Below are 18,131 nucleotides of genomic sequence, written 5' to 3' on the forward strand. Positions count from 1 at the left end.
CGGCGGGGGCCTCCTCGTCCACCCGGCCGCGGTGCGGCAGGATGTCCGGCATGACGTCGAGCGCGCGTGACGAATCCACCGGGCCGGACCGGCCCGAAGAGGCCGCCGGGGCGGGATTCCACGCCCCCGTCGCGGTGGCGACCGGCCCCGCCGACCGGCCCGGCCCGCAGCCGGACACCGTCGTCGTCCCGGCCGACGAGGACCCGGTCGCCGCGGCCGGCAGCGAGGTGTTCGGCGGCCCGCCCGGCCGCCGCGCCCTGCTGGGGGTCTCCTGGTGGATCCCGGCGCGCTTCCTGGCGCTCGCCGTCATCCTGACCTCGGTGCTCGGCATGATGCAGAAGCTGCCCTGCTACGAGGGCGGTTGGTTCCAGGCAGGCTCGCCGCAGTACGTCCACGCCTGCTACAGCGACATCCCGCACCTGTTCACCGGTCGGGGCTTCGCGGACGGGCTGCACCCGTACGTCGACAAGATCCCGCAGGGCTCGCCGGACATGCAGTACCTCGAATACCCCGTGCTGACCGGCCTGTTCATGCAGGTCGCGGCCTGGCTCACGCCCGGCGGCGGGACGGGTCAGCAGCAGGAGCAGTGGTTCTGGGTGATCAACGCGGGCCTGCTGATGGCCTGCGCCGTGGTCGCCGTGGTGGCGATCTCCCGCACCCACCGGCGCCGCCCCTGGGACGCGCTGCTGTTCGCCCTCGCGCCCTGCCTGGCCCTCAACTCCACGATCAACTGGGACCTTCTGGCGGTCGCCCTGGCCGCGGTGGCGCTGGCCTGCTGGTCCAACTCGAAGGCCGTCCTGGCCGGTGTCTTCATCGGTCTGGCCACGGCCGCGAAGCTCTACCCGGTGCTGCTCCTCGGCCCGCTGCTGGTGCTCTGCTGGCGGGCCGGCCGGTGGCGGGAGTTCGGGCAGGCGCTGGGCGGCGCGGTGGCCGCCTGGCTGCTGGTGAACGTCCCGATCATGCTGGCCAACTTCGACGGCTGGGCGACCTTCTACACCTTCAGCAAGCACCGCAAGGAGGACTTCGGGTCCTTCTGGGTGATCCTGATGCAGAACCGCGGCGTCGGGCTGGAGAACCTCGACACCTACATCGCCCTGCTGCTCGTGCTCTGCGCCCTGGCGATCGGCTGGCTGGCGTTGTCGGCCCCGCGCCGCCCGCGCCTCGCGCAGCTGGGGTTCCTGATCGTGGCCGCGTTCGTCGTGACCAACAAGGTGTACTCGCCGCAGTACGTGCTCTGGCTGATCCCGCTCGCGGTGCTGGCCCGGCCGCGCTGGCGGGACTTCCTGGTCTGGCAGGCCTGCGAGGTGCTCTACACCCTCGGCATCTGGTCGCACCTGGGCTTCGTGACCGGCGGCAAGCAGCACGGCATCGGGGACTCCTGGTACCACTTCGCGGTGGCCCTGCACCTGCTCGGCACGCTCTACCTGTGCGCCGTGATCGTCCGCGACATCCTGCTGCCGGACCGCGACCCGGTCCGCTGGGACGGCAGCGACGACCCGTCCGGCGGGGTGCTCGACGGCGCCCCGGACGTCTTCGTGCTCGGCTCGGCCCGGCGGCTGCGGGAGGACGCGACCTACGCCGCCTACGCGACGGGCGGCGCCGAGGGCTGGCTGACCGGCCCCGGGGCGGCCCCGGCTGACGCGGCGGACGAGGGCTGGCTGACCGGCCCCGCGGCCACCCCGGCCGACGCCGCGGGCGAGAGCTGGGCCGCGGCGGACCTGCCCGGCCTCCCCCGGCCGGCCGACGGGCGCTGAGGGCGCACCACCCGCGAGCACGGAACGGGCCGGCGCCCGCACCCCAGGTGCGGCCGCCGGCCCGTTCCCGTGGTCCGGTCCGCCCGGGTCAGCGGTCGACCACCCGGTCGAAGTGCGTGGTGGTGTGCCGGACCTGCAGGCCGAGCTCGTCGCCGATCGCCGGCGGCCGGATCTCGGCGGACAGGAACAGCAGCGACACCTGCATGTGCGGCGGCTCGGCGAACCACAGCTGCTTGCCGTCCCAGTTGTACGGCGAGCGGGTCTTGTTGACGGTCGCCAGGCCGGCTCGGGCGATGCCCTTGGCGCGGGAGGAGACGCCCTGCACGTACTTCGGCGCCTCCAGCCCGATGCCGTGCGCGGTGCCGCCGGTGACCACCACCAGGTGCCCGTCGGAGGGCGCCGGGTGCTGCCGGTAGCCGTAGCGGTCGCCCTTGACCACGGGGGTCACGTCGAGGACCGTGCCGCGGACCTCCAGCGCGCCGCCGTCGCCCAGCCACAGCCGGGTGCCGATCCGGGCCCGGAACACCGTGGCGGGGTAGCGCTCGGCGAGCCGGGCCATGCCCGCCGCGCCGAGGTGGCTGACGAACACGGTGCGGGTCGGCAGACCGGTGGCCGCGGCGGCGTCCACCCAGTGGGCGACCTCGTCCACCGGGTCGGAGCCGTCCGGCCGGTCCATCGGCAGGTGCAGGGCCAGGCCCTCGAAGGAGACGCTGTCCACCATCTCGGCCACCGCCGCCAGGTCGCCGGCGGCGATGCCGTGCCGCCGCATGCTGGTCATGCACTCCACGACCACCCGTGCGCCCGGCACCGCCCGCAGCGCGTCGGTGCTCGCCACCGTGCGGATGACCCGGGCGTGCGGCAGCGGCAGCACCTCCTCGCCGATCCGGTACGGCGTCAGCACCAGCAGCTCGCCGCCGTACCAGGTGGCCGCGTCGGCCGCCTCGTAGGCGGTGCCGACGGCCAGGATGCCGGTGCCGAGCCGGGTCGCCTCCTCGGCGAGCCGCTGGTTGCCCAGGCCGTAGCCGTTGCCCTTGGCCACGGGCACCAGACCGGGGAACTCGGCCAGCACGGACTGCTGGTGAGTGCGCCAGCGGTCGGTGTCGAGGTAGAGCGACAGCGTCATCGGGTCATCTCCCGGAGGAATGGGGACGAGAAGGGGGACAGCGGGCGGAGCGGGGCTCAGCGCCGCGACATGTAGATGTCGAGGGCCTTGTGCAGCAGCTTGTTGAGCGGGAAGTCCCACTCGCCGAGGTACTCGGCGGCCTGGCCGCCGGTGCCGACCTTGAACTGGATCAGGCCGAACAGGTGGTCGTTCTCGTCCAGGGTGTCACTGATGCCCCGCAGGTCGTACACCCCGCCGCCGAGCGCGTACGAGTCGCGCATCATCCGCCACTGGATGGCGTTGGACGGCTTGACCTCGCGCTTGTGGTTCGCCGAGGCGCCGTAGGAGTACCAGATGTGCTCGCCCACCACGAGCATGGTGGTCGCCGCCAGCGGCTCCCCCTCGTGGTACGCGATGTACAGCCGCATCCGGTTCGGGTCCTCGGCCGTCAGCGCGTTCCACATCCGCTGGAAGTACGCGAGCGGTCGCGGCGTGAAGCGGTCGCGCTCGGCCGTTACCAGGTAGAGCTGGTGGAAGACCGCCAGGTCCTCGTAGCCGCCCTGGACGACCTCGACGCCGCTCTTCTCGGCCTTCTTGATGTTGCGCCGCCAGAGCTGGTTGAAGCCCTTCTGGATGTCGTCCAGCGAGCGGTTGGCCAGCGGCACCTGGAACACGTAGCGCGGCTGTACGTCGCCGAAGCCGGCGCCACCGTCCTCGCCCTGCAGCCAGCCGGACTTCCGCAGCCGGTCGGCCACCTCGAAGGCGCGGGCCTCGTACCAGTCGGCCTCGACGTCGCGCAGCCGCTTGGCCTGCTTGGCGGCGATCGCCTCCTTGATGGTCGGCGCGTCCCAGCGCCGGATCACCACCGGCGGGCCCATCTTCACGGAGAACGCGCCCTGCGACTTGAGGTGCGCCAGCATCGGCTCCAGCCAGCGGTCCAGGTCGCGGTCGAACCAGTCGATCACCGGGCCCTCGGGCAGGTAGGCCAGGTAGCGCTTGATCTTCGGGAGCTGGCGGTAGAGCACCAGGCCGGCCCCGACGATCTCGCCCGACTCGTCGATCCAGCCGATCGATTCGGAGCGCCACTCCGCCTTGACGTCGCCCCAGGACGGCACCTGCATGTGGCTGGCCGAGGCACGGGTCCTGATGAAGGCGAGGTGCTCCTCGCGGGTGATCGTCCTCAGGCGCAGACTCATGCTCGGTGCTCCTTGTCGGTCGGGCTTTGCTGCCCAGGGTCTGGCTGTGACCCTATCGTCCGGATCCCGGACGGCTTCGGGCGCGGGCAGTGCGACGCCCCCGTCCGGTCACCTGTCCATCAACAGGTACGAGACGGGGGCGCCTGGGGTTCCGCCGGCGGCGGACCTCATGGGCGCGTCAGCGCGCGGGGCTCACCAGATGCCGCCGTGGGCGATGCCCAGGTAGAGGCCCCACGCGGACATGCCCGTCGCGATGACCAGCACGAACCGTTCCGCCGTGGTGACCGAGATGAACTGGCCCCACATTCCCGTGGCCACGCCGACGAGGCCGGCCAGCGAGGTCAGCAGATGGAGTCCGTAGAAGAACGAGGTCGTGAAGGCCAGCACCCCCAGGAGGGCGGTGATGCCCACCAGGGTGTTCTCGCGGGGATGCCGGTGGCCGTCGGTGTTGAGGGTGAGCGCGGGGAACCGGGGCATGGTCTGAGCCATGAGTCCCACCTCCTGAGGAGGAGACGAACGAGCGGGCGGTCGCAGCCGTCGCGGCCTTCCGTCCAGATTGCGGTGGTTGGGGCATGGATCACAACCCCTATGCATTTTGTTCGCCCGACCGGGTGCGGGTAGGCTGTGCGGTCTGCACTGGTGTAGTTGTGCCCCCTCGTGCCCTCTTGCGGGAACGGCGGGCCACATTGTCGGACCCGGCCGCTACGGTGGCCGTGTCGTCACTGCTCCGGTGCCGACGCTGCACAACCCTCCTGCCACGGAGAGACCGTGGCCGTTGAGTCCAAAGGAGGTGGGTTACCCATGCGTCACTACGAGCTGATGGTCATCCTCGACCCGTCGGTCGAGGAGCGCGCTGTCTCCCCCCTGATCGAGAACTTCCTCAACGTCGTCCGCACCGGTGGCGGCAACGTCGAGAAGATCGACACCTGGGGCCGTCGCCGTCTGGCCTACGAGATCAACAAGCAGTCCGAGGGCATCTACTCGGTCATCGACCTCAAGGCCACGCCTGAGGTCGTCAAGGAGCTCGACCGCCAGCTCAGCCTGAGCGAGTCGGTTCTCCGGACCAAGGTCCTGCGCCCGGACACCCACTGAGCCACCTCTGACGCCTCCGGGCGTCGGGTGACTCGCGTCGCCTGTTTCACGTGAAACAACGCGGCGAGCATTGAACGCGGACTCCATCGAGAGGTCACCACCACCATGGCAGGCGAGACCGTCATCACCCTCGTCGGCAATCTCGTCGACGATCCCGAGCTGCGCTTCACCCCGTCGGGTGCGGCGGTCGCGAAGTTCCGCATCGCGTCCACCCCCCGCACCTTCGACCGCCAGACGAACGAGTGGAAGGACGGCGAGAGCCTCTTCCTCACGTGCAACGTCTGGCGGCAGCCGGCGGAGAACGTGGCCGAGTCGCTGCAGCGTGGCATGCGCGTCATCGTGCAGGGCCGACTGCGCCAGCGGTCTTACGAGACCAAGGAAGGCGAGAAGCGGACGGTCTTCGAGGTCGAGGTCGACGAGGTGGGCCCGAGCCTGCGCTCGGCGACCGCCAAGGTCACCCGTGCCAACCGGTCCGGCGCCCCTGGCGGCTCCGGTGCCCCCGGTGGTGGCGGCGGCTTCGGCGGCGGCCAGCAGGGCGGCGGCGGGTACGGCGGCGGGCAGCAGGGTGGCGGCAGCTGGGGTGGAAACTCCGGCGGCGGCCAGTCCGGCCCGTCCGACGACCCGTGGGCGTCCAGCGCTCCCTCTGGTGGAAACCAGGGTGGCGGCAGCTGGGGTGCCCCGTCCGGTGGCGGCTTCTCGGAAGAGCCCCCGTTCTAAAGCTGACAGATTTCGTGCGGACCGGGCACCCGCGTTGACCCGCGGGCCCGGGCCGTGAAAACCAAATGGAGCAAACGATGGCGAAGCCGCCTGCTCGCAAGCCTAAGAAGAAGGTTTGCGTCTTCTGCAAGGACAAGGTCAACTACGTTGACTACAAGGACACGAACTTGCTCCGCAAGTTCATCTCCGACCGCGGGAAGATCCGCGCCCGCCGGGTCACCGGCAACTGCACCCAGCACCAGCGCGACGTCGCCACGGCCGTGAAGAACAGCCGTGAGATGGCGCTGCTGCCCTACACCAGCACCGCGCGCTAAGAGAGGGTGACCGAATAATGAAGATCATCCTCACTCACGAGGTGCCGGGTCTCGGCGGCGCCGGCGAGGTCGTCGAGGTCAAGGACGGCTACGCCCGCAACTACCTGGTCCCGCGTGGCTTCGCCATCCGCTGGACCAAGGGCGGCCAGAAGGACGTCGACGCCATCCGTCGCGCCCGCAAGGTTCACGCCATCCAGACGCTCGAGGCCGCCAACGAGGTCAAGGGCAAGCTCGAGGGCCTCCAGGTCAAGCTGGCCGTTCGCTCCGGCGACGCCGGCCGCCTGTTCGGCTCGGTGACCCAGGCCGACGTCGTGGAGGCCGTCAAGGCCGCCGGCGGCCCGGTCGTGGACAAGCGCGCCGTCGCGATCGCCTCGCCGATCAAGACCGTGGGCACCCACAAGGTCTCGGTCAAGCTGCACGCCGACGTCCAGGCCAACCTCGACGTCGCCGTCGTGTCTGCCTGAGTTCCGTAGCAGTGGCTTGAGGGCCGGGCTCCGACAAGGAGCCCGGCCCTCGGTCGTTCCCGGTGCCCGGCGGCCACCGCCAGGCGGTCGCCGGTCGTGGTCGGCTTCCCGTGGTCGGCGTGCCGTGCCCCGCGGGCGGCCCCCGCGGTCGGGCCGTCGGGCCGCTCAGGGCCGGACGGCGCCGGTGACCAGCCACTTGCCGCTCCGCGCCCGGCCGCACAGGAAGGCGCCGCGGACCAGCATGAACAGGTTCATCGCCCACCACAGACCGGCCAGGCCGAGGCCCAGGGCCGGCACCGCGAGGGCGGCCGGGACGAAGGCCACCAGGGTGCCGAGCATGGCCCAGGCCAGGTAGGTGCCGTCGCCCGCGCCCATCAGCACCCCGTCCAGCACGAACACCACACCCGCGGCGGGCTGGCTCAGCGCCACCAGCAGCAGCACGTCGTCGAGCTGCGCCTGGACCGCCGGGTCCGGTGTGAACAGCGGGACGTACAGCGGTCGGGCGAGCACCAGCAGCAGTCCGAGCAGGACACCGCAGCCGACGCCCCACTCGACCATCCGGCGGGTCGCCGCCCGGGTCCCGGGGACGTCCCCGGCGCCCAGGTGACGCCCGACGATGGCCTGGCCGGCGATCGCGATGGCGTCCAGGGCGAACGCCATGAAGATCCACAGGGTCATGGCGATCTGGTGGCCGGCGATCTGGTCGTCGCCGAGCCGGGCGGCCACGGCGGTGGCGATCATCAGGACGGCCCGCAGGCTGAGGGTGCGGACCATCAGCGGGCCGCCGGCCCTGGCGCAGGCCCGGATGCCGGCCGGGTCCGGCCGCAGGCCGGCGCCCTCCCGGCGGGCCCCGCGGACCACCACGACCAGGTAGACGGCGGCCATCCCGGTCTGGGCCAGCACGGTGCCCCAGGCCGAGCCGGCCACCCCGAGGCCGGCCCCGTACACCAGGAGGACGTTCAGGCCCAGGTTCGCGGCGAACCCGCCGACGGCCACCACCAGCGGGGTCCGGGTGTCCTGCAGTCCGCGCAGCACGCCGGTGGCAGCCATCACCATGAGCATCGCGGGCAGACCGAGAGAGCTGATCCGCAGGTACGTCACGGCGTGCGGCGCGGCGGTGGGGGAGGCGCCCAGCAGGGACACCGCCCAGGGGGCCAGCAGCAGGGCCAGCACGACCACGCCGAGCGAGAGCAGCAGGGCGAGCCAGATACCGTCCAGACCCTGCTGGACGGCGGCCCGGCGGTCCCCGGCGCCGATCCGGCGGGCGACCGCGGCGGTGGTCGCGTAGGCCAGGAAGACGAACACCCCGGCGACGGTGCTGAGGGCGGCGGCGGCGACGCCCACCCCGGCGAGCTGCGGGGTGCCCAGGTGGCCGACGATCGCGGAGTCGGCCATCAGGAACAGCGGCTCGGCGACCAGCGCGCCGAAGGCCGGCACCGCGAGGGCGAGGATCTCGCGGTCGTGCCGGCGCCGGTCGCGGCTGCGGAGGTCTGCGGGGAGCGTCATGCCGGTCAGCCTACTCATCCACAGGTAAGTGTCACAAGGTGATATCGGTCATTACGAGAAATCCGGGCCGAGGGTATCCACAGGCCCACGGGCGATGCGAGCCCACCGGCGTGTGAACTATTTCTCATGCACAGCCGGTGGAAGGAGTAATCGCAGGTCAGCAGGTTGACGGTGGAGCGATGGTGTGGTTATCCACAGTGCTGTCCACAGGGGTGTCCACAGGTTTGGCGCAGTTCTCCACAGGGACGGGCCCGTCATCCACACGGCCTGTGGATAACCATCTTGGCTGAAGGGCATCCGGCCCCTTAGCGTGGGTCGCTCGCCCGACACTCCAACCGCTGCCCGCCGTCCGATTTGTCGGCACGGTGGCGTAGAAAGAGGAGCGCACCACCGCTCCACCGAGTCACCGGCTAGGCCTGCTCCAACTCGCACCAATCGCTGATCGGGGAACACGCGTGACCGGCCCCCAGTACGACGACCACGATGCCCCGCCGCCGGAGGACGACTGGCAGCCGTCCGACGACGCCTTCCCGGCGGGTCCCTTCGCCGATGCCTCGTTCCCGGACGGACCGGGCGACCGGCTGCCGGTCTCGCGCGGCCGCGGTGGCGGTGGCGGCCAGGGCAGCGGTGGTGGCGGTGGCGGCGGTGGTGGCAAGGGACGCGAGGGCGGCTTTCAGCGGGGCGGCGGCAAGCAGCGGCGCGACGAGGACGACGAGCGCCCCGGTGCCGTGGACGGCTTCGAGCGGGTGCCCCCGCAGGACCTCGCGGCCGAGCAGTCCGTCCTCGGCGGCATGCTGCTCTCCAAGGACGCCATCGCCGACGTGGTCGAGGTGCTCAAGCCGCAGGACTACTACCGGCCGGCGCACGAACTCGTCCACAGCGCGATCCTCGACCTCTACGCACGCGGGGAGCCGGCCGACCCGATCACCGTCGCCAGCGAGCTGACCAAGCGCGGGGAGCTCGTCCGGGTCGGTGGGCCCGGCTACCTGCACACCCTGGTCAACTCCGTCCCGACGGCCGCCAACGCCGAGTACTACGCGGAGATCGTCCACGAGCGGGCCGTCCTGCGCCGGCTGGTGGAGGCCGGCACCCGGATCGCCGGCATGGGCTACGCGGCCGAGGGCGATGTCGACGAGATCGTCAACGCCGCCCAGGCCGAGATCTACGCCGTCACCGAGCAGCGCACCAGTGAGGACTACGCCCCCCTCGCGGACATCATGGAAGGCGCCCTCGACGAGATCGAGGCGATCGGCTCCCGGCAGGGCCAGATGTCCGGCGTCCCCACCGGCTTCGCCGACCTCGACGCGCTGACCAACGGCCTCCACCCGGGGCAGATGATCGTGATCGCGGCCCGTCCCGCCATGGGTAAGTCGACCTTGGCCCTGGACTTCTCCCGGGCCTGCTCGATCACCAACGGCCTGCCGAGCGTGATCTTCTCGCTCGAAATGGGGCGCAACGAGATCGCCATGCGCCTGCTCTCCGCCGAGGCCCGGGTCGCCCTGCACCACATGCGCTCCGGCAACATGACGGACGACGACTGGACCCGGGTCGCCCGCCGGATGCCCGACGTCACCAACGCCCCGCTCTACATCGACGACTCGCCCAACCTGTCGATGATGGAGATCCGGGCCAAGTGCCGCCGGCTCAAGCAGCGCCAGGACCTCAAGCTGGTCGTCATCGACTACCTCCAGCTGATGCAGTCCGGCGGCTCGCGCCGGGCCGAGAGCCGCCAGCAGGAGGTCTCCGACATGTCGCGAAACCTGAAGCTGCTGGCCAAGGAGCTCGAAGTCCCGGTCATCGCGCTCTCCCAGCTGAACCGTGGTCCCGAGCAGCGTACGGACAAGAAGCCGATGGTCTCCGACCTGCGCGAATCGGGCTCGATCGAGCAGGACGCCGACATGGTCATCCTGCTCCACCGCGAGGACGCGTACGAGAAGGAGTCACCCCGGGCCGGCGAGGCCGACCTGATCGTGGCCAAGCACCGTAACGGCCCGACCGCCACCATCACGGTGGCCTTCCAGGGCCACTACTCGCGCTTCGTGGACATGACGCGGGAGTAGCGGGGCGGCATCCAGGGTCTCGCGTGGGTGCTGCCGCTCAGCGCCTCGTCTCGTACCTGGTCAGGAGCACGCCGCCGGGAAGCGTCCGGGTCTCCACCAGGTTCAGGTTCACCCAGCTGTCCAGCGCGGTGAAGAACGGCGTGCCGCCGCCCACCAGAACCGGATGGGCGGCGATCACGTACTCGTCGATCAGCCCGGCGCGCATGGCCGCCCCGGCGAGCGTCGCGCCGCCGATGTTCATCGGGCCGCCGTCCTCGGCCTTGAGCCGGGTGATCTCGGCGATCGCGTCGCCGGTGACCAGACGGGTGTTCCAGTCGACCTTGTCGATCGTCGAGGAGAACACCACCTTCGGCGTGTCCCGCCAGTTCCGCGCGAACTCGATCTCCGCCGGGGTGGCGCCCGGTTGCTCGTCGCCGGTCGGCCAGTAGGAGCTCATCGTCTCCCACAGCTTGCGCCCGTACAGCGACAGGCCACTCGCCTGCTCGTGCTCCAGCCACCACTGGAACAGCTCGTCGCTCGGCGGTCCGCCCCAGCCGATGTCGTCGCCGGCCGCCGCGATGTAGCCGTCCAGGGTCAGGTTCATGCCGTAGATCAGTTTCCGCATGGCCCATGCCTTCCGTCCGTGGGTGTCCGGCGTACGGACCGGCGCGGAGCGGGAGACTCATCGGTGCGCGGTCCGGGCTCGCCGGTAGTCCTCGTACTCGGGGCTCAGCATGGTGGACCCGGCCGACTCGGGCAAGCCGCCCGATCTCGACCTCGCCCTCGCGAGGACCGCCACGGATTTGCGACCGATCACGGGTGACAAGGCCGTGAGACGGCCAGGAACGCCCAGGTCACGCAGGTTCGACAGGTCACGAGCGGCGAGACAGGTACGCCCAGGTGACCTGGATCGGCGTGTGCCGTCGCCCCCGCCGCGGTGTCAGGGCGGCGGCGGTCCAGGCACTCGGGCACACCCCGTGTCGCGGGCAAGGGCACGGGCGGGCGTCACGGTCCGGGCCGGCCCAGGCCGGCGGCCTTGACGGTACGTCGGGCGAAGACCTCCTCGCGGCGGTCCGCCATCTGCTGCAGCGCGTCCTTGCGGTGCCGCCGGGACAGCCGGTCCAGGTAGGTGTGGCCGAGCAGGTGGTCGCTCTCGTGCTGCAGGCAGCGGGCGAAGTAGCCCGTCCCTTCGATCACCAGGGGTGCGCCGTCCCGGTCGGACCCGCGCACCACGGCGTGGTCGGTACGGGGAACGGCCATCGCGGCGCCGGGGACGGAGAGGCAGCCCTCCAGGTCGTCGACCAGCCGGCGGGCGCCCGGTCCCGGCAGCTCCAGCACCGGGTTGACGACGTGGCCGACGTGCCGGGTCTCGTCGTCGTCCAGGCAGTCGTAGACGAACACCCGCAGGTCCACACCGATCTGATTGGCGGCCAGCCCGGCGCCCTCGGCCACGTGCATGGTCAGGAAGAGGTCGTCGATCAGCGCCGACAGCTCGGGGGTGCCGAACTCGGTCACCTCCCGGCACGGCCGGTGCAGGACCTCCTCGCCCACCACCGTGACCCGCCGCACCGAACCGCGGTCGGCCTCGGGCGCCCGCGCCGGGTAGGAGTCCACCGGTCTGCCCTGCAGGCGGACCCGTCGGTCGGTCAGGCGGGGCCGGTCGTGGCGGACGGACATGCCGTCTCCCCCTCTTCTCGCTTCGTACGCGTGCCGTGGAGCGGCTGGGGCGATCCGGTGGCCCGCGGTCGGGTGCCAGTGGTCGGGTGCCGGGCGATCGCTTGCCAGCTGCTTTGCAAAGTAGCAGACTTTGCAAAGTGACTGAAGAAGACGTCAACTCCCCGTCCGCCCGGGCCCACCGGGCCGCGGACCGATTGCCGGAGCACGAAGTCCGCACGGCTCTGCTGGACCTGCTCGCCGAAGTCGGCACCGTCACGGCGACCGAGGCGGCCGGGCGGCTCGGTCACAGTTCCGGGCTCTGCTCGTTCCACCTGCGGCAGCTCGCCCGGCACGGATACGTCGAGGAGGCCCCGCACGGTGGCGGCCGGGCCCGTCCCTGGCGGCTGCGGCAGCGGGACCCCGCGGTCGACGCGCACGCGGTGGAGTTCGGCGACCTGGCCCGGGGGCTGGAGGACGAGAGCTGGCAGCGCTGGCTGGCCCGGCGGGACCAGGCGCCGGCCGGATGGCGCCACGACGAGGCGTTCAGTACGGTCGCCTACCTGACGCCCGAGGAGATGAGTACGGTCGCGGCCGCGCTCCGGCGGGCCCTCGCCCCCTACCAGGGCCGCGAGCAGCGTCCGTTGGCGCGACCCGAGGGGGCCCGGCCGGTCGCGATCGTCACCCGGCTGTTCCCGCTGCTCCCCGCCGAGGCCGCCGACCCGGACCGAGACTGACCGGCAGGGGCGGCGGGGCGGGTCGGACCGCGGCTCCTGCCGAGGCCGGGCGGGGCGGACGGCGCCGAACGGGGAGCCTGCGCCTCCGCTCGGGTGACGGTGGGTCGAGATGTTCTGACGGTGTGTTCGTGGCAGATCTACGGCGCGGTTCGAGGGGGGCGGTCCGCCCCGGTGGATTTCAGCATTCCGATGCCCGGACTTCCCCTTCCGTTACCCGGGGGATTCGTCCCGCGGTCAGGTCGGATGGGCCCGAAAATGCCGGACTGAGCGGCGGATTGATCCCCTTTGCCGCATTTCTGGTGCGGTGTGTGGTGGAGGTCGCGGACGGGGGCGGCAAAGCCATGAGGAATTGCGTTGTTGGGCTTGCTGATGATCTGTACGCTGAGCCTCCTGTACGTCCTGATCAGTATTCAAGAGAACTGGTGGCCAGTGCCTCATCCCCGTCTCGTAGCGGCCGCTGCTGTATTCGCGGCCGGCGTTGCCCTGATACCGAGTGCGGCGTTCGCTGCCGGCTCGTCCCCCGCGGCGGGCTCGCCCGTCGCCGCCGCCGGCGCCCAGCGCGCGGCCGGGGCCGAGCTGTCCGCGGCCAAGTCCGTGAACTTCCCGCCCGTCACCAGCCCGGCGGACAAAGCGGTCCGGTCGAAGGCCCCGGCCGGCACCTTCGGCAGCCACGCCTCGGCGGACACCACCGCCAACCCGAACCTCTCGCTCGGCCTGGTCGCCCAGGGCACCAGCGCCTACGGCTTCTCGCTCACTCCCGAGGTGAAGAGCGCCGACGTGCCGGTCACCACGGTGGTGGACTGGGGCGACGGACAGACGAGCACGACGAAGTCCACCGGCGGCAGCCAGGACAAGTCCACGCACTCGTACGCCAAGCTCGGCACCTACACCATCACCGTGACCGCCACCGACGAGTCGGCCAACCAGGTCGTCAACAAGATGACGGTGACCACCTACGGCTCGCTGTACACCCCCTACGGCCCGACCCGTCTGCTGGACACCCGGGGCAGCGGGGTGAAGCCGTACACCAGCGCCCGGGTGCAGATCGGCGGCAACGGCGGCATCCCCGTCGGCGCGACCGCGGTGGCCCTCAACGTGACGGTCACCAACGCCACCACGGCCGGTCACATCACGGCGTACGGCGAGGGCACCACCCAGCCGACCACGTCGAACCTGAACTTCAACGCCGGCCAGACCGTGCCGAACCTGGTGATCGTGCCGGTCGGCGCGAACGGCTACGTCGACCTGTACAACGGCGGCTGGGGAAGCGTCGACCTGATCGCCGACGTGGCCGGGTACTTCAGCTCCAGCTCGACCAGCGGCTACACCTCGCTGGCCTCGACCCGCATCGCGGACACCCGGGACGGCACCGGCACGTTGTCGGCGGGGCAGCTCGGCGCCGGCGCCTCGTTCTCCTTGCAGATCGCCGGCGGTGCGGGCGGTCAGCTGCCCGTCTCCGGTGTCACCTCGGTGGCCTTGAACGTGACGGTCACCAACCCGCGCAGTGCGGGCTTCCTGACGGTCTACCCCGGCGGCCAGGCGGCTCCGACGGCGTCCAACGTCAACTTCGTGGCGAACCAGACCGTCGCCAACTCCGTGATCGCGCCGGTCGGTGCCGACGGCAGGATCCAGATCAAGAACGGCGGCTGGCAGCCGGCGGACGTGATCGTGGACGTGGTCGGCTACTACAGCGGCGCGAGCAAGAGCGCCTACCTGCCGGCCTCCCCGGTCCGTCTGATCGACACCCGGGAAGAGGTCGAGGGCCCGCTGCTGCGGAGCCAGTACTACCCCGTCCCGCTCGGGAAGGACCTGCCGACCGTCACGGGCTTCGTGCTCAACACCACCGTGACGAACACCACCGGCGTGGGCTTCCTCGCGGTCACCCCGGACCCGAACAGCTGGGACGCGTACGTCAACGGCACCGCCTACGTGCCGAACCGGCAGCCCGGCTCGGTGCTGAACTGGCAGCCGGCCCAGACCGTTCCGAACCTGGTCCAGGCGAGCAGCGGTCCGACCGGTGTCATCGACTTCTGGAACGTCAGCGACGGCAGCGCCGACCTGATCGTGGACCTCTTCGGGTTCTACGAGACCGACTGACGCACCGGCGGTAATTCGTTCTGACAGGCCCGGGGTTCCGGGGCGGCGCGCCATGCCGCCCCCGGAATTCCGGGTTTCTGTTTTGCCCGGTTCTCCGGATTCCTGCCGGGCCGTCCGGAAGGCCGGAATTTTGCCGCGGGCCGGTGAGGGTCTCCTGCGGGCCCGACGGAATCCGTTGTCGGGCGGCCGCCCGCGTCCGGGCTTCGTCGCCGGAATGGTGCCATCGGCTTTGTCGACTTACCGGTACGGGGCATTCGCTTCGTATTGCCGCAACAATCCGATGCGGTGACAAGAGCCCGACAACGTGGCGCAACAATGCGCGGGGCTCGCCGGCCGGTGGTTACCGGGCGGCCCGGGTCCAGGGCGCCACGGCCGGTGCGACGGCGTCGCCGAAGTCGAGCGGGTGGCCGGGCGTCACGGTCTGCGGGGGCCGGTCGGCGGTGGGGCTGATGGCCAGGTGGGTGCCGGTGCCGGCGGTGAGCGGTGTCGGCAGGACCGGACCCACCAGGGTGTTGCGCCAGGCCAGCAGGCTCGTCGCCCGCTGGCCGGGAAGCAGGGTGACCTGGACGGGATTGGCGTCGAGGCCCCCGACGGCGGCGTAGGCGGAGGAGCCGCTCTCGACCGTGACGCCGAGCGGCCGGTGTTCGTCGTCCAGGACGCGGACCGTCGGGTACCCCGTCACGGTGTACCGGTGGATCCCGCAGTTGACCATCTCGATGGTCAGGACGCGCAGCCCCATGGCGGCGTTGGCAGGCCCGGCCGTGATGGCGACGCCGGGGTCGGGGCAGTCCGCGGCGAAGGGGACGGGCCCGGCCGCGGGCGCCGTGGCCGGTGCGGTGCCGCAGGCGGTGAGCAGGGCGCCGGCCGTGAGCAACGTCGCGAGGTGGCGCGGCCGGCCGCGGCGCGCGGTGTCCGGCGTGGTGGTCACGCCTCGATCGTGCCACGGGCCGGTCGGGGCGGGGGAGGCGGGTCGGCGCCGCCTCGTCCGGCTCGGCGAGGCGGGTCGACGCCGCGTCGGACGGGCCGGGGCGGGCGAGGAGCCCGGCCCCGGCGGCCCGCGCGCGGCCTCAGAGCGTGACGGTGGCGCGGAAGAGCGTGGCGCCCGGCCCGGCGAGGGTCGTGTCGGCGCCGGTGGCCGGGAGGAACGCGGACTCGCCGCGGGCGAGGTCCAGGGTCTGCCCGTCGGCGGCGGTCAGCCGGGCCGTGCCGGCGGTGCAGAGCAGGATCTGCGGGGTGCGGCCGTCGATCACCCGGTCCTGCTCGCCGAGCAGGAAACGGGAGAGCCGGAACTCGTCGATCGGGACGGGGTACAGCTCCTCGCCGGGCGTTCCGGGCACCGGGACGGGCCGCAGGACGTCGGGGTCGGCGGGGGTGAAGCCGACGACCTTCATCAGCTCCGGGACGTCGATGTGCTTGGGGGTGAGGCCGGCCCGCAGCACGTTGTCCGAGTTGGCCATCAGCTCCACGGCGGTGCCGTACAGGTAGCCGTGCGGGACGCCGGCGCCGAGGTAGAGGGCCTCGCCGGGCTGCAGCCGGACGTGGTTGAGCAGCATGCCGGCGAGCAGGCCGATGTCGCCGGGGAAGGTCCGGGTGATCAGCGCGTACGGCGCCCAGGGGCCGTCGGGGTCGCCGGCGGCGGCCTTGTCGACTGCCTCGGCGGTCTGCCGGACGATGCCCGCGGCGGTGTCCGGGGCCATCGTCAGGATGCTCGCCAGGGCCTCGCGCAGTGCCTCGGGCTCGGGGCCTCGGCGCAGCAGCCCGATCAGCGGGGTGAGGGCGGGCACCTCCAGCGCGGCCATCAGGGCGGCCGCGTCGGCGGGCCGGCGGAAGCCGCAGAGGCCGTCGAACTCGTCGAGTGCGCAGATGAGTTCGGGCTTGTGGTTGGCGTCGCGGTAGTTGCGGTGCGGGGCGTCGACCGGGATGCCGAGGGCCTCCTCGGCGGCGAAGCCGGCGCGGGCCTGGTCGAGTGTGGGGTGGGCCTGGATGGAGAGCGGGATGCCCGCGGCCAGCACCTTGAAGAGGAAGGGCAGCCCGGTGCCGAACCGGGCCACCGCGTCGGCGCCGAGTTCGCCCCGCGGGTCGGCGGCGATCAGTTCGTCGAGCGGGCGGGGGCCGTCGCCCCGGTCGGTGCGGGAGGGGGCGCCGGGGTGGGCGCCCATCCACAGTTCGGCCTGCGGACTGCCGGTGGGCTCCTGTCCGAGCAGTTCGGGGATTGCGGTGACCGAGCCCCAGGCGTACGGGCGGACGGTGTTGACGAGCCGGTCCATGCGCGCGGTCCTACTCCTTCGGCACTGACGTGGGCGCCGGATCGCCGGAGGGTGGCCCTGCGGGCGCGGTCAATCCTGGCAGAGGCTGGGAGTCGACCCTAGCCGACTGGTCGTACGGCTTGGCAAGCCGTCCGGCCGGGGTGGCCATGCGTGTGCGGACCGCTGTGGCGGACCGCGCGGGGAGTGGCCCTCCGGGTGCGGTATAGGATGCCGGTTCTCAAGACTTTCTGTCTCCGCGGGCCGTCCGGAAGGTCCTGCATCGTTGATGCGGGTACGGGCGGCGTTCCCCGCCCCCATCGCTCGAGAGGCTTGCACGTGACCGCGACCCAGCAGACTTTTGCTGATCTCGGCAAGGTGCTGGTGATCATCCCGACGTTCAACGAGGCCGAGAACGTCGAGCTGATCGTCGGTCGGGTCCGGGCCGCCGTGCCCGAGGTCCACGTGTTGGTGGCGGACGACAACAGCCCGGACGGCACCGGTGACATCGCCGACAAGCTGGCGGCCGCCGACCCGCACGTGCAGGTCCTGCACCGCAAGGGCAAGGAAGGCCTGGGCGCGGCCTACCTGGCGGGGTTCCGCTGGGGCATCGAGCACGGCTACGACGTGCTGGTGGAGATGGACGCCGACGGCTCGCACCGCCCCGAGGAGCTCGAGCGGCTGCTGACCGCGCTGCGCGGCGCCGACCTGGTGCTGGGTTCGCGCTGGGTGCCGGGCGGCCGGGTGGTGAACTGGCCGAAGTCGCGCCTGCTGCTCTCGCGCGGCGGCTCCACGTACTCGCGCCTGATGCTGGGTGTGCCGATCCGCGACGTGACCGGTGGCTACCGGGCGTTCCGCAAGGAGACGCTGCTCGGGCTGGGCATGGACGAGGTCGCCTCGGCCGGGTACTGCTTCCAGGTCGACCTGGCGTGGCGCACGGTGAAGGCCGGCTTCAAGGTCGCCGAGGTGCCGATCACCTTCGTCGAGCGGGAGCTCGGCGCGTCCAAGATGAGCCGGAGCATCGTCCTGGAGGCCCTGTGGCGGGTCACCTCCTGGGGCATCACCGACCGCTTCGACCGGATCACCGGCAAGAAGAACGGCGCCGGCCGGGCCGAGTAGGCCCGCCGCACCCCCTCGCACTTCGCAGCACCCGGACCGCCTGGTCCGGGTGCTGTTCTGCGTCTGCCGTGTGGTGCGCCCCTGATCGGCAGGTCCGG

Annotated in this window: 17 protein-coding genes; 9 read left to right on the plus strand and 8 right to left on the minus strand. The window is 71.7% G+C overall.

The genetic code is table 11. From position 1 onward, the window contains the following. Positions 1 to 50: 50 nt before the first annotated feature. Positions 51 to 1,754, plus strand: a complete 1,704-nt coding sequence (locus OG689_RS21130) for a glycosyltransferase 87 family protein (RefSeq protein ID WP_266322493.1) — start codon at positions 51 to 53, stop codon at positions 1,752 to 1,754. Positions 1,755 to 1,842: 88 nt separating this feature from the next. Here the strand turns inward: OG689_RS21130 and OG689_RS21135 are convergent, their stop codons facing one another. From OG689_RS21135 to OG689_RS21145, 3 genes are all read right to left on the minus strand, one after another. After that, positions 1,843 to 2,877, minus strand: a complete 1,035-nt coding sequence (locus OG689_RS21135; protein ID WP_266322494.1) for an alanine racemase — start codon at positions 2,875 to 2,877, stop codon at positions 1,843 to 1,845. Between the two features lie 56 nt (positions 2,878 to 2,933). Next, complete coding sequence (locus tag OG689_RS21140) at positions 2,934 to 4,052, minus strand: peptidoglycan bridge formation glycyltransferase FemA/FemB family protein (RefSeq protein ID WP_191288515.1); 1,119 nt, start codon at positions 4,050 to 4,052, stop codon at positions 2,934 to 2,936. Between the two features lie 192 nt (positions 4,053 to 4,244). After that, on the minus strand, positions 4,245 to 4,541 hold the full coding sequence (locus OG689_RS21145) for a hypothetical protein (protein ID WP_266322495.1): 297 nt from the start codon (positions 4,539 to 4,541) through the stop codon (positions 4,245 to 4,247). A 312-nt stretch (positions 4,542 to 4,853) separates the two neighbouring features. Between OG689_RS21145 and rpsF the strand changes: the two genes are divergently transcribed. From rpsF to rplI, 4 genes are all read left to right on the plus strand, one after another. Continuing rightward, the gene (gene rpsF, locus OG689_RS21150) at positions 4,854 to 5,144 is read left to right on the plus strand and encodes a 30S ribosomal protein S6 (RefSeq protein ID WP_073929193.1); all 291 of its coding nucleotides are present in this window, start codon (positions 4,854 to 4,856) and stop codon (positions 5,142 to 5,144) included. A gap of 105 nt (positions 5,145 to 5,249) precedes the next feature. Continuing rightward, on the plus strand, positions 5,250 to 5,861 hold the full coding sequence (locus OG689_RS21155) for a single-stranded DNA-binding protein (protein ID WP_266322496.1): 612 nt from the start codon (positions 5,250 to 5,252) through the stop codon (positions 5,859 to 5,861). A gap of 77 nt (positions 5,862 to 5,938) precedes the next feature. Next, complete coding sequence (gene rpsR, locus OG689_RS21160; protein ID WP_030304537.1) at positions 5,939 to 6,175, plus strand: 30S ribosomal protein S18; 237 nt, start codon at positions 5,939 to 5,941, stop codon at positions 6,173 to 6,175. A 17-nt stretch (positions 6,176 to 6,192) separates the two neighbouring features. Continuing rightward, positions 6,193 to 6,639 carry a 50S ribosomal protein L9 gene (rplI, locus tag OG689_RS21165; RefSeq protein ID WP_266322497.1) on the plus strand — a complete coding sequence of 149 codons (447 nt, stop codon included), beginning with the start codon at positions 6,193 to 6,195 and terminating at the stop codon, positions 6,637 to 6,639. Between the two features lie 165 nt (positions 6,640 to 6,804). On the opposite strand, the gene OG689_RS21170 is transcribed toward rplI, so the two are convergent. After that, complete coding sequence (locus tag OG689_RS21170; protein ID WP_266322498.1) at positions 6,805 to 8,145, minus strand: MATE family efflux transporter; 1,341 nt, start codon at positions 8,143 to 8,145, stop codon at positions 6,805 to 6,807. Positions 8,146 to 8,726: 581 nt separating this feature from the next. Here OG689_RS21170 and dnaB point away from each other — a divergent pair. Then, positions 8,727 to 10,205 (plus strand): replicative DNA helicase, encoded by a 1,479-nt coding sequence (gene dnaB / locus OG689_RS21175; RefSeq protein WP_266327319.1) that lies wholly within the window; start codon positions 8,727 to 8,729, stop codon positions 10,203 to 10,205. A gap of 37 nt (positions 10,206 to 10,242) precedes the next feature. On the opposite strand, the gene OG689_RS21180 is transcribed toward dnaB, so the two are convergent. Next, a complete protein-coding gene (locus OG689_RS21180) occupies positions 10,243 to 10,809 on the minus strand; it encodes a dihydrofolate reductase family protein (RefSeq protein WP_266322499.1) in 567 nt (188 codons plus the stop codon). A gap of 380 nt (positions 10,810 to 11,189) precedes the next feature. Continuing rightward, positions 11,190 to 11,861 carry a peptide deformylase gene (gene def, locus OG689_RS21185; protein ID WP_266322500.1) on the minus strand — a complete coding sequence of 224 codons (672 nt, stop codon included), beginning with the start codon at positions 11,859 to 11,861 and terminating at the stop codon, positions 11,190 to 11,192. A 137-nt stretch (positions 11,862 to 11,998) separates the two neighbouring features. Here def and OG689_RS21190 point away from each other — a divergent pair, with 137 nt between their 5' ends. Continuing rightward, positions 11,999 to 12,574, plus strand: a complete 576-nt coding sequence (locus OG689_RS21190) for a winged helix-turn-helix domain-containing protein (RefSeq protein ID WP_266322501.1) — start codon at positions 11,999 to 12,001, stop codon at positions 12,572 to 12,574. A gap of 594 nt (positions 12,575 to 13,168) precedes the next feature. After that, a complete protein-coding gene (locus OG689_RS21195) occupies positions 13,169 to 14,671 on the plus strand; it encodes a PKD domain-containing protein (protein ID WP_266322502.1) in 1,503 nt (500 codons plus the stop codon). A gap of 340 nt (positions 14,672 to 15,011) precedes the next feature. Here the strand turns inward: OG689_RS21195 and OG689_RS21200 are convergent, their stop codons facing one another. Further along, on the minus strand, positions 15,012 to 15,599 hold the full coding sequence (locus OG689_RS21200; RefSeq protein WP_266322503.1) for a DUF4232 domain-containing protein: 588 nt from the start codon (positions 15,597 to 15,599) through the stop codon (positions 15,012 to 15,014). Positions 15,600 to 15,738: 139 nt separating this feature from the next. Next, positions 15,739 to 16,938 carry a mannose-6-phosphate isomerase, class I gene (gene manA / locus OG689_RS21205; protein WP_266322504.1) on the minus strand — a complete coding sequence of 400 codons (1,200 nt, stop codon included), beginning with the start codon at positions 16,936 to 16,938 and terminating at the stop codon, positions 15,739 to 15,741. Between the two features lie 315 nt (positions 16,939 to 17,253). Here manA and OG689_RS21210 point away from each other — a divergent pair, with 315 nt between their 5' ends. Next, positions 17,254 to 18,033 (plus strand): polyprenol monophosphomannose synthase, encoded by a 780-nt coding sequence (locus OG689_RS21210; protein WP_266322505.1) that lies wholly within the window; start codon positions 17,254 to 17,256, stop codon positions 18,031 to 18,033. Positions 18,034 to 18,131 lie beyond the last annotated feature (98 nt).

The organism is Kitasatospora sp. NBC_00240 (assembly GCF_026342405.1).
In the GTDB taxonomy this organism is placed as follows: domain Bacteria; phylum Actinomycetota; class Actinomycetes; order Streptomycetales; family Streptomycetaceae; genus Kitasatospora.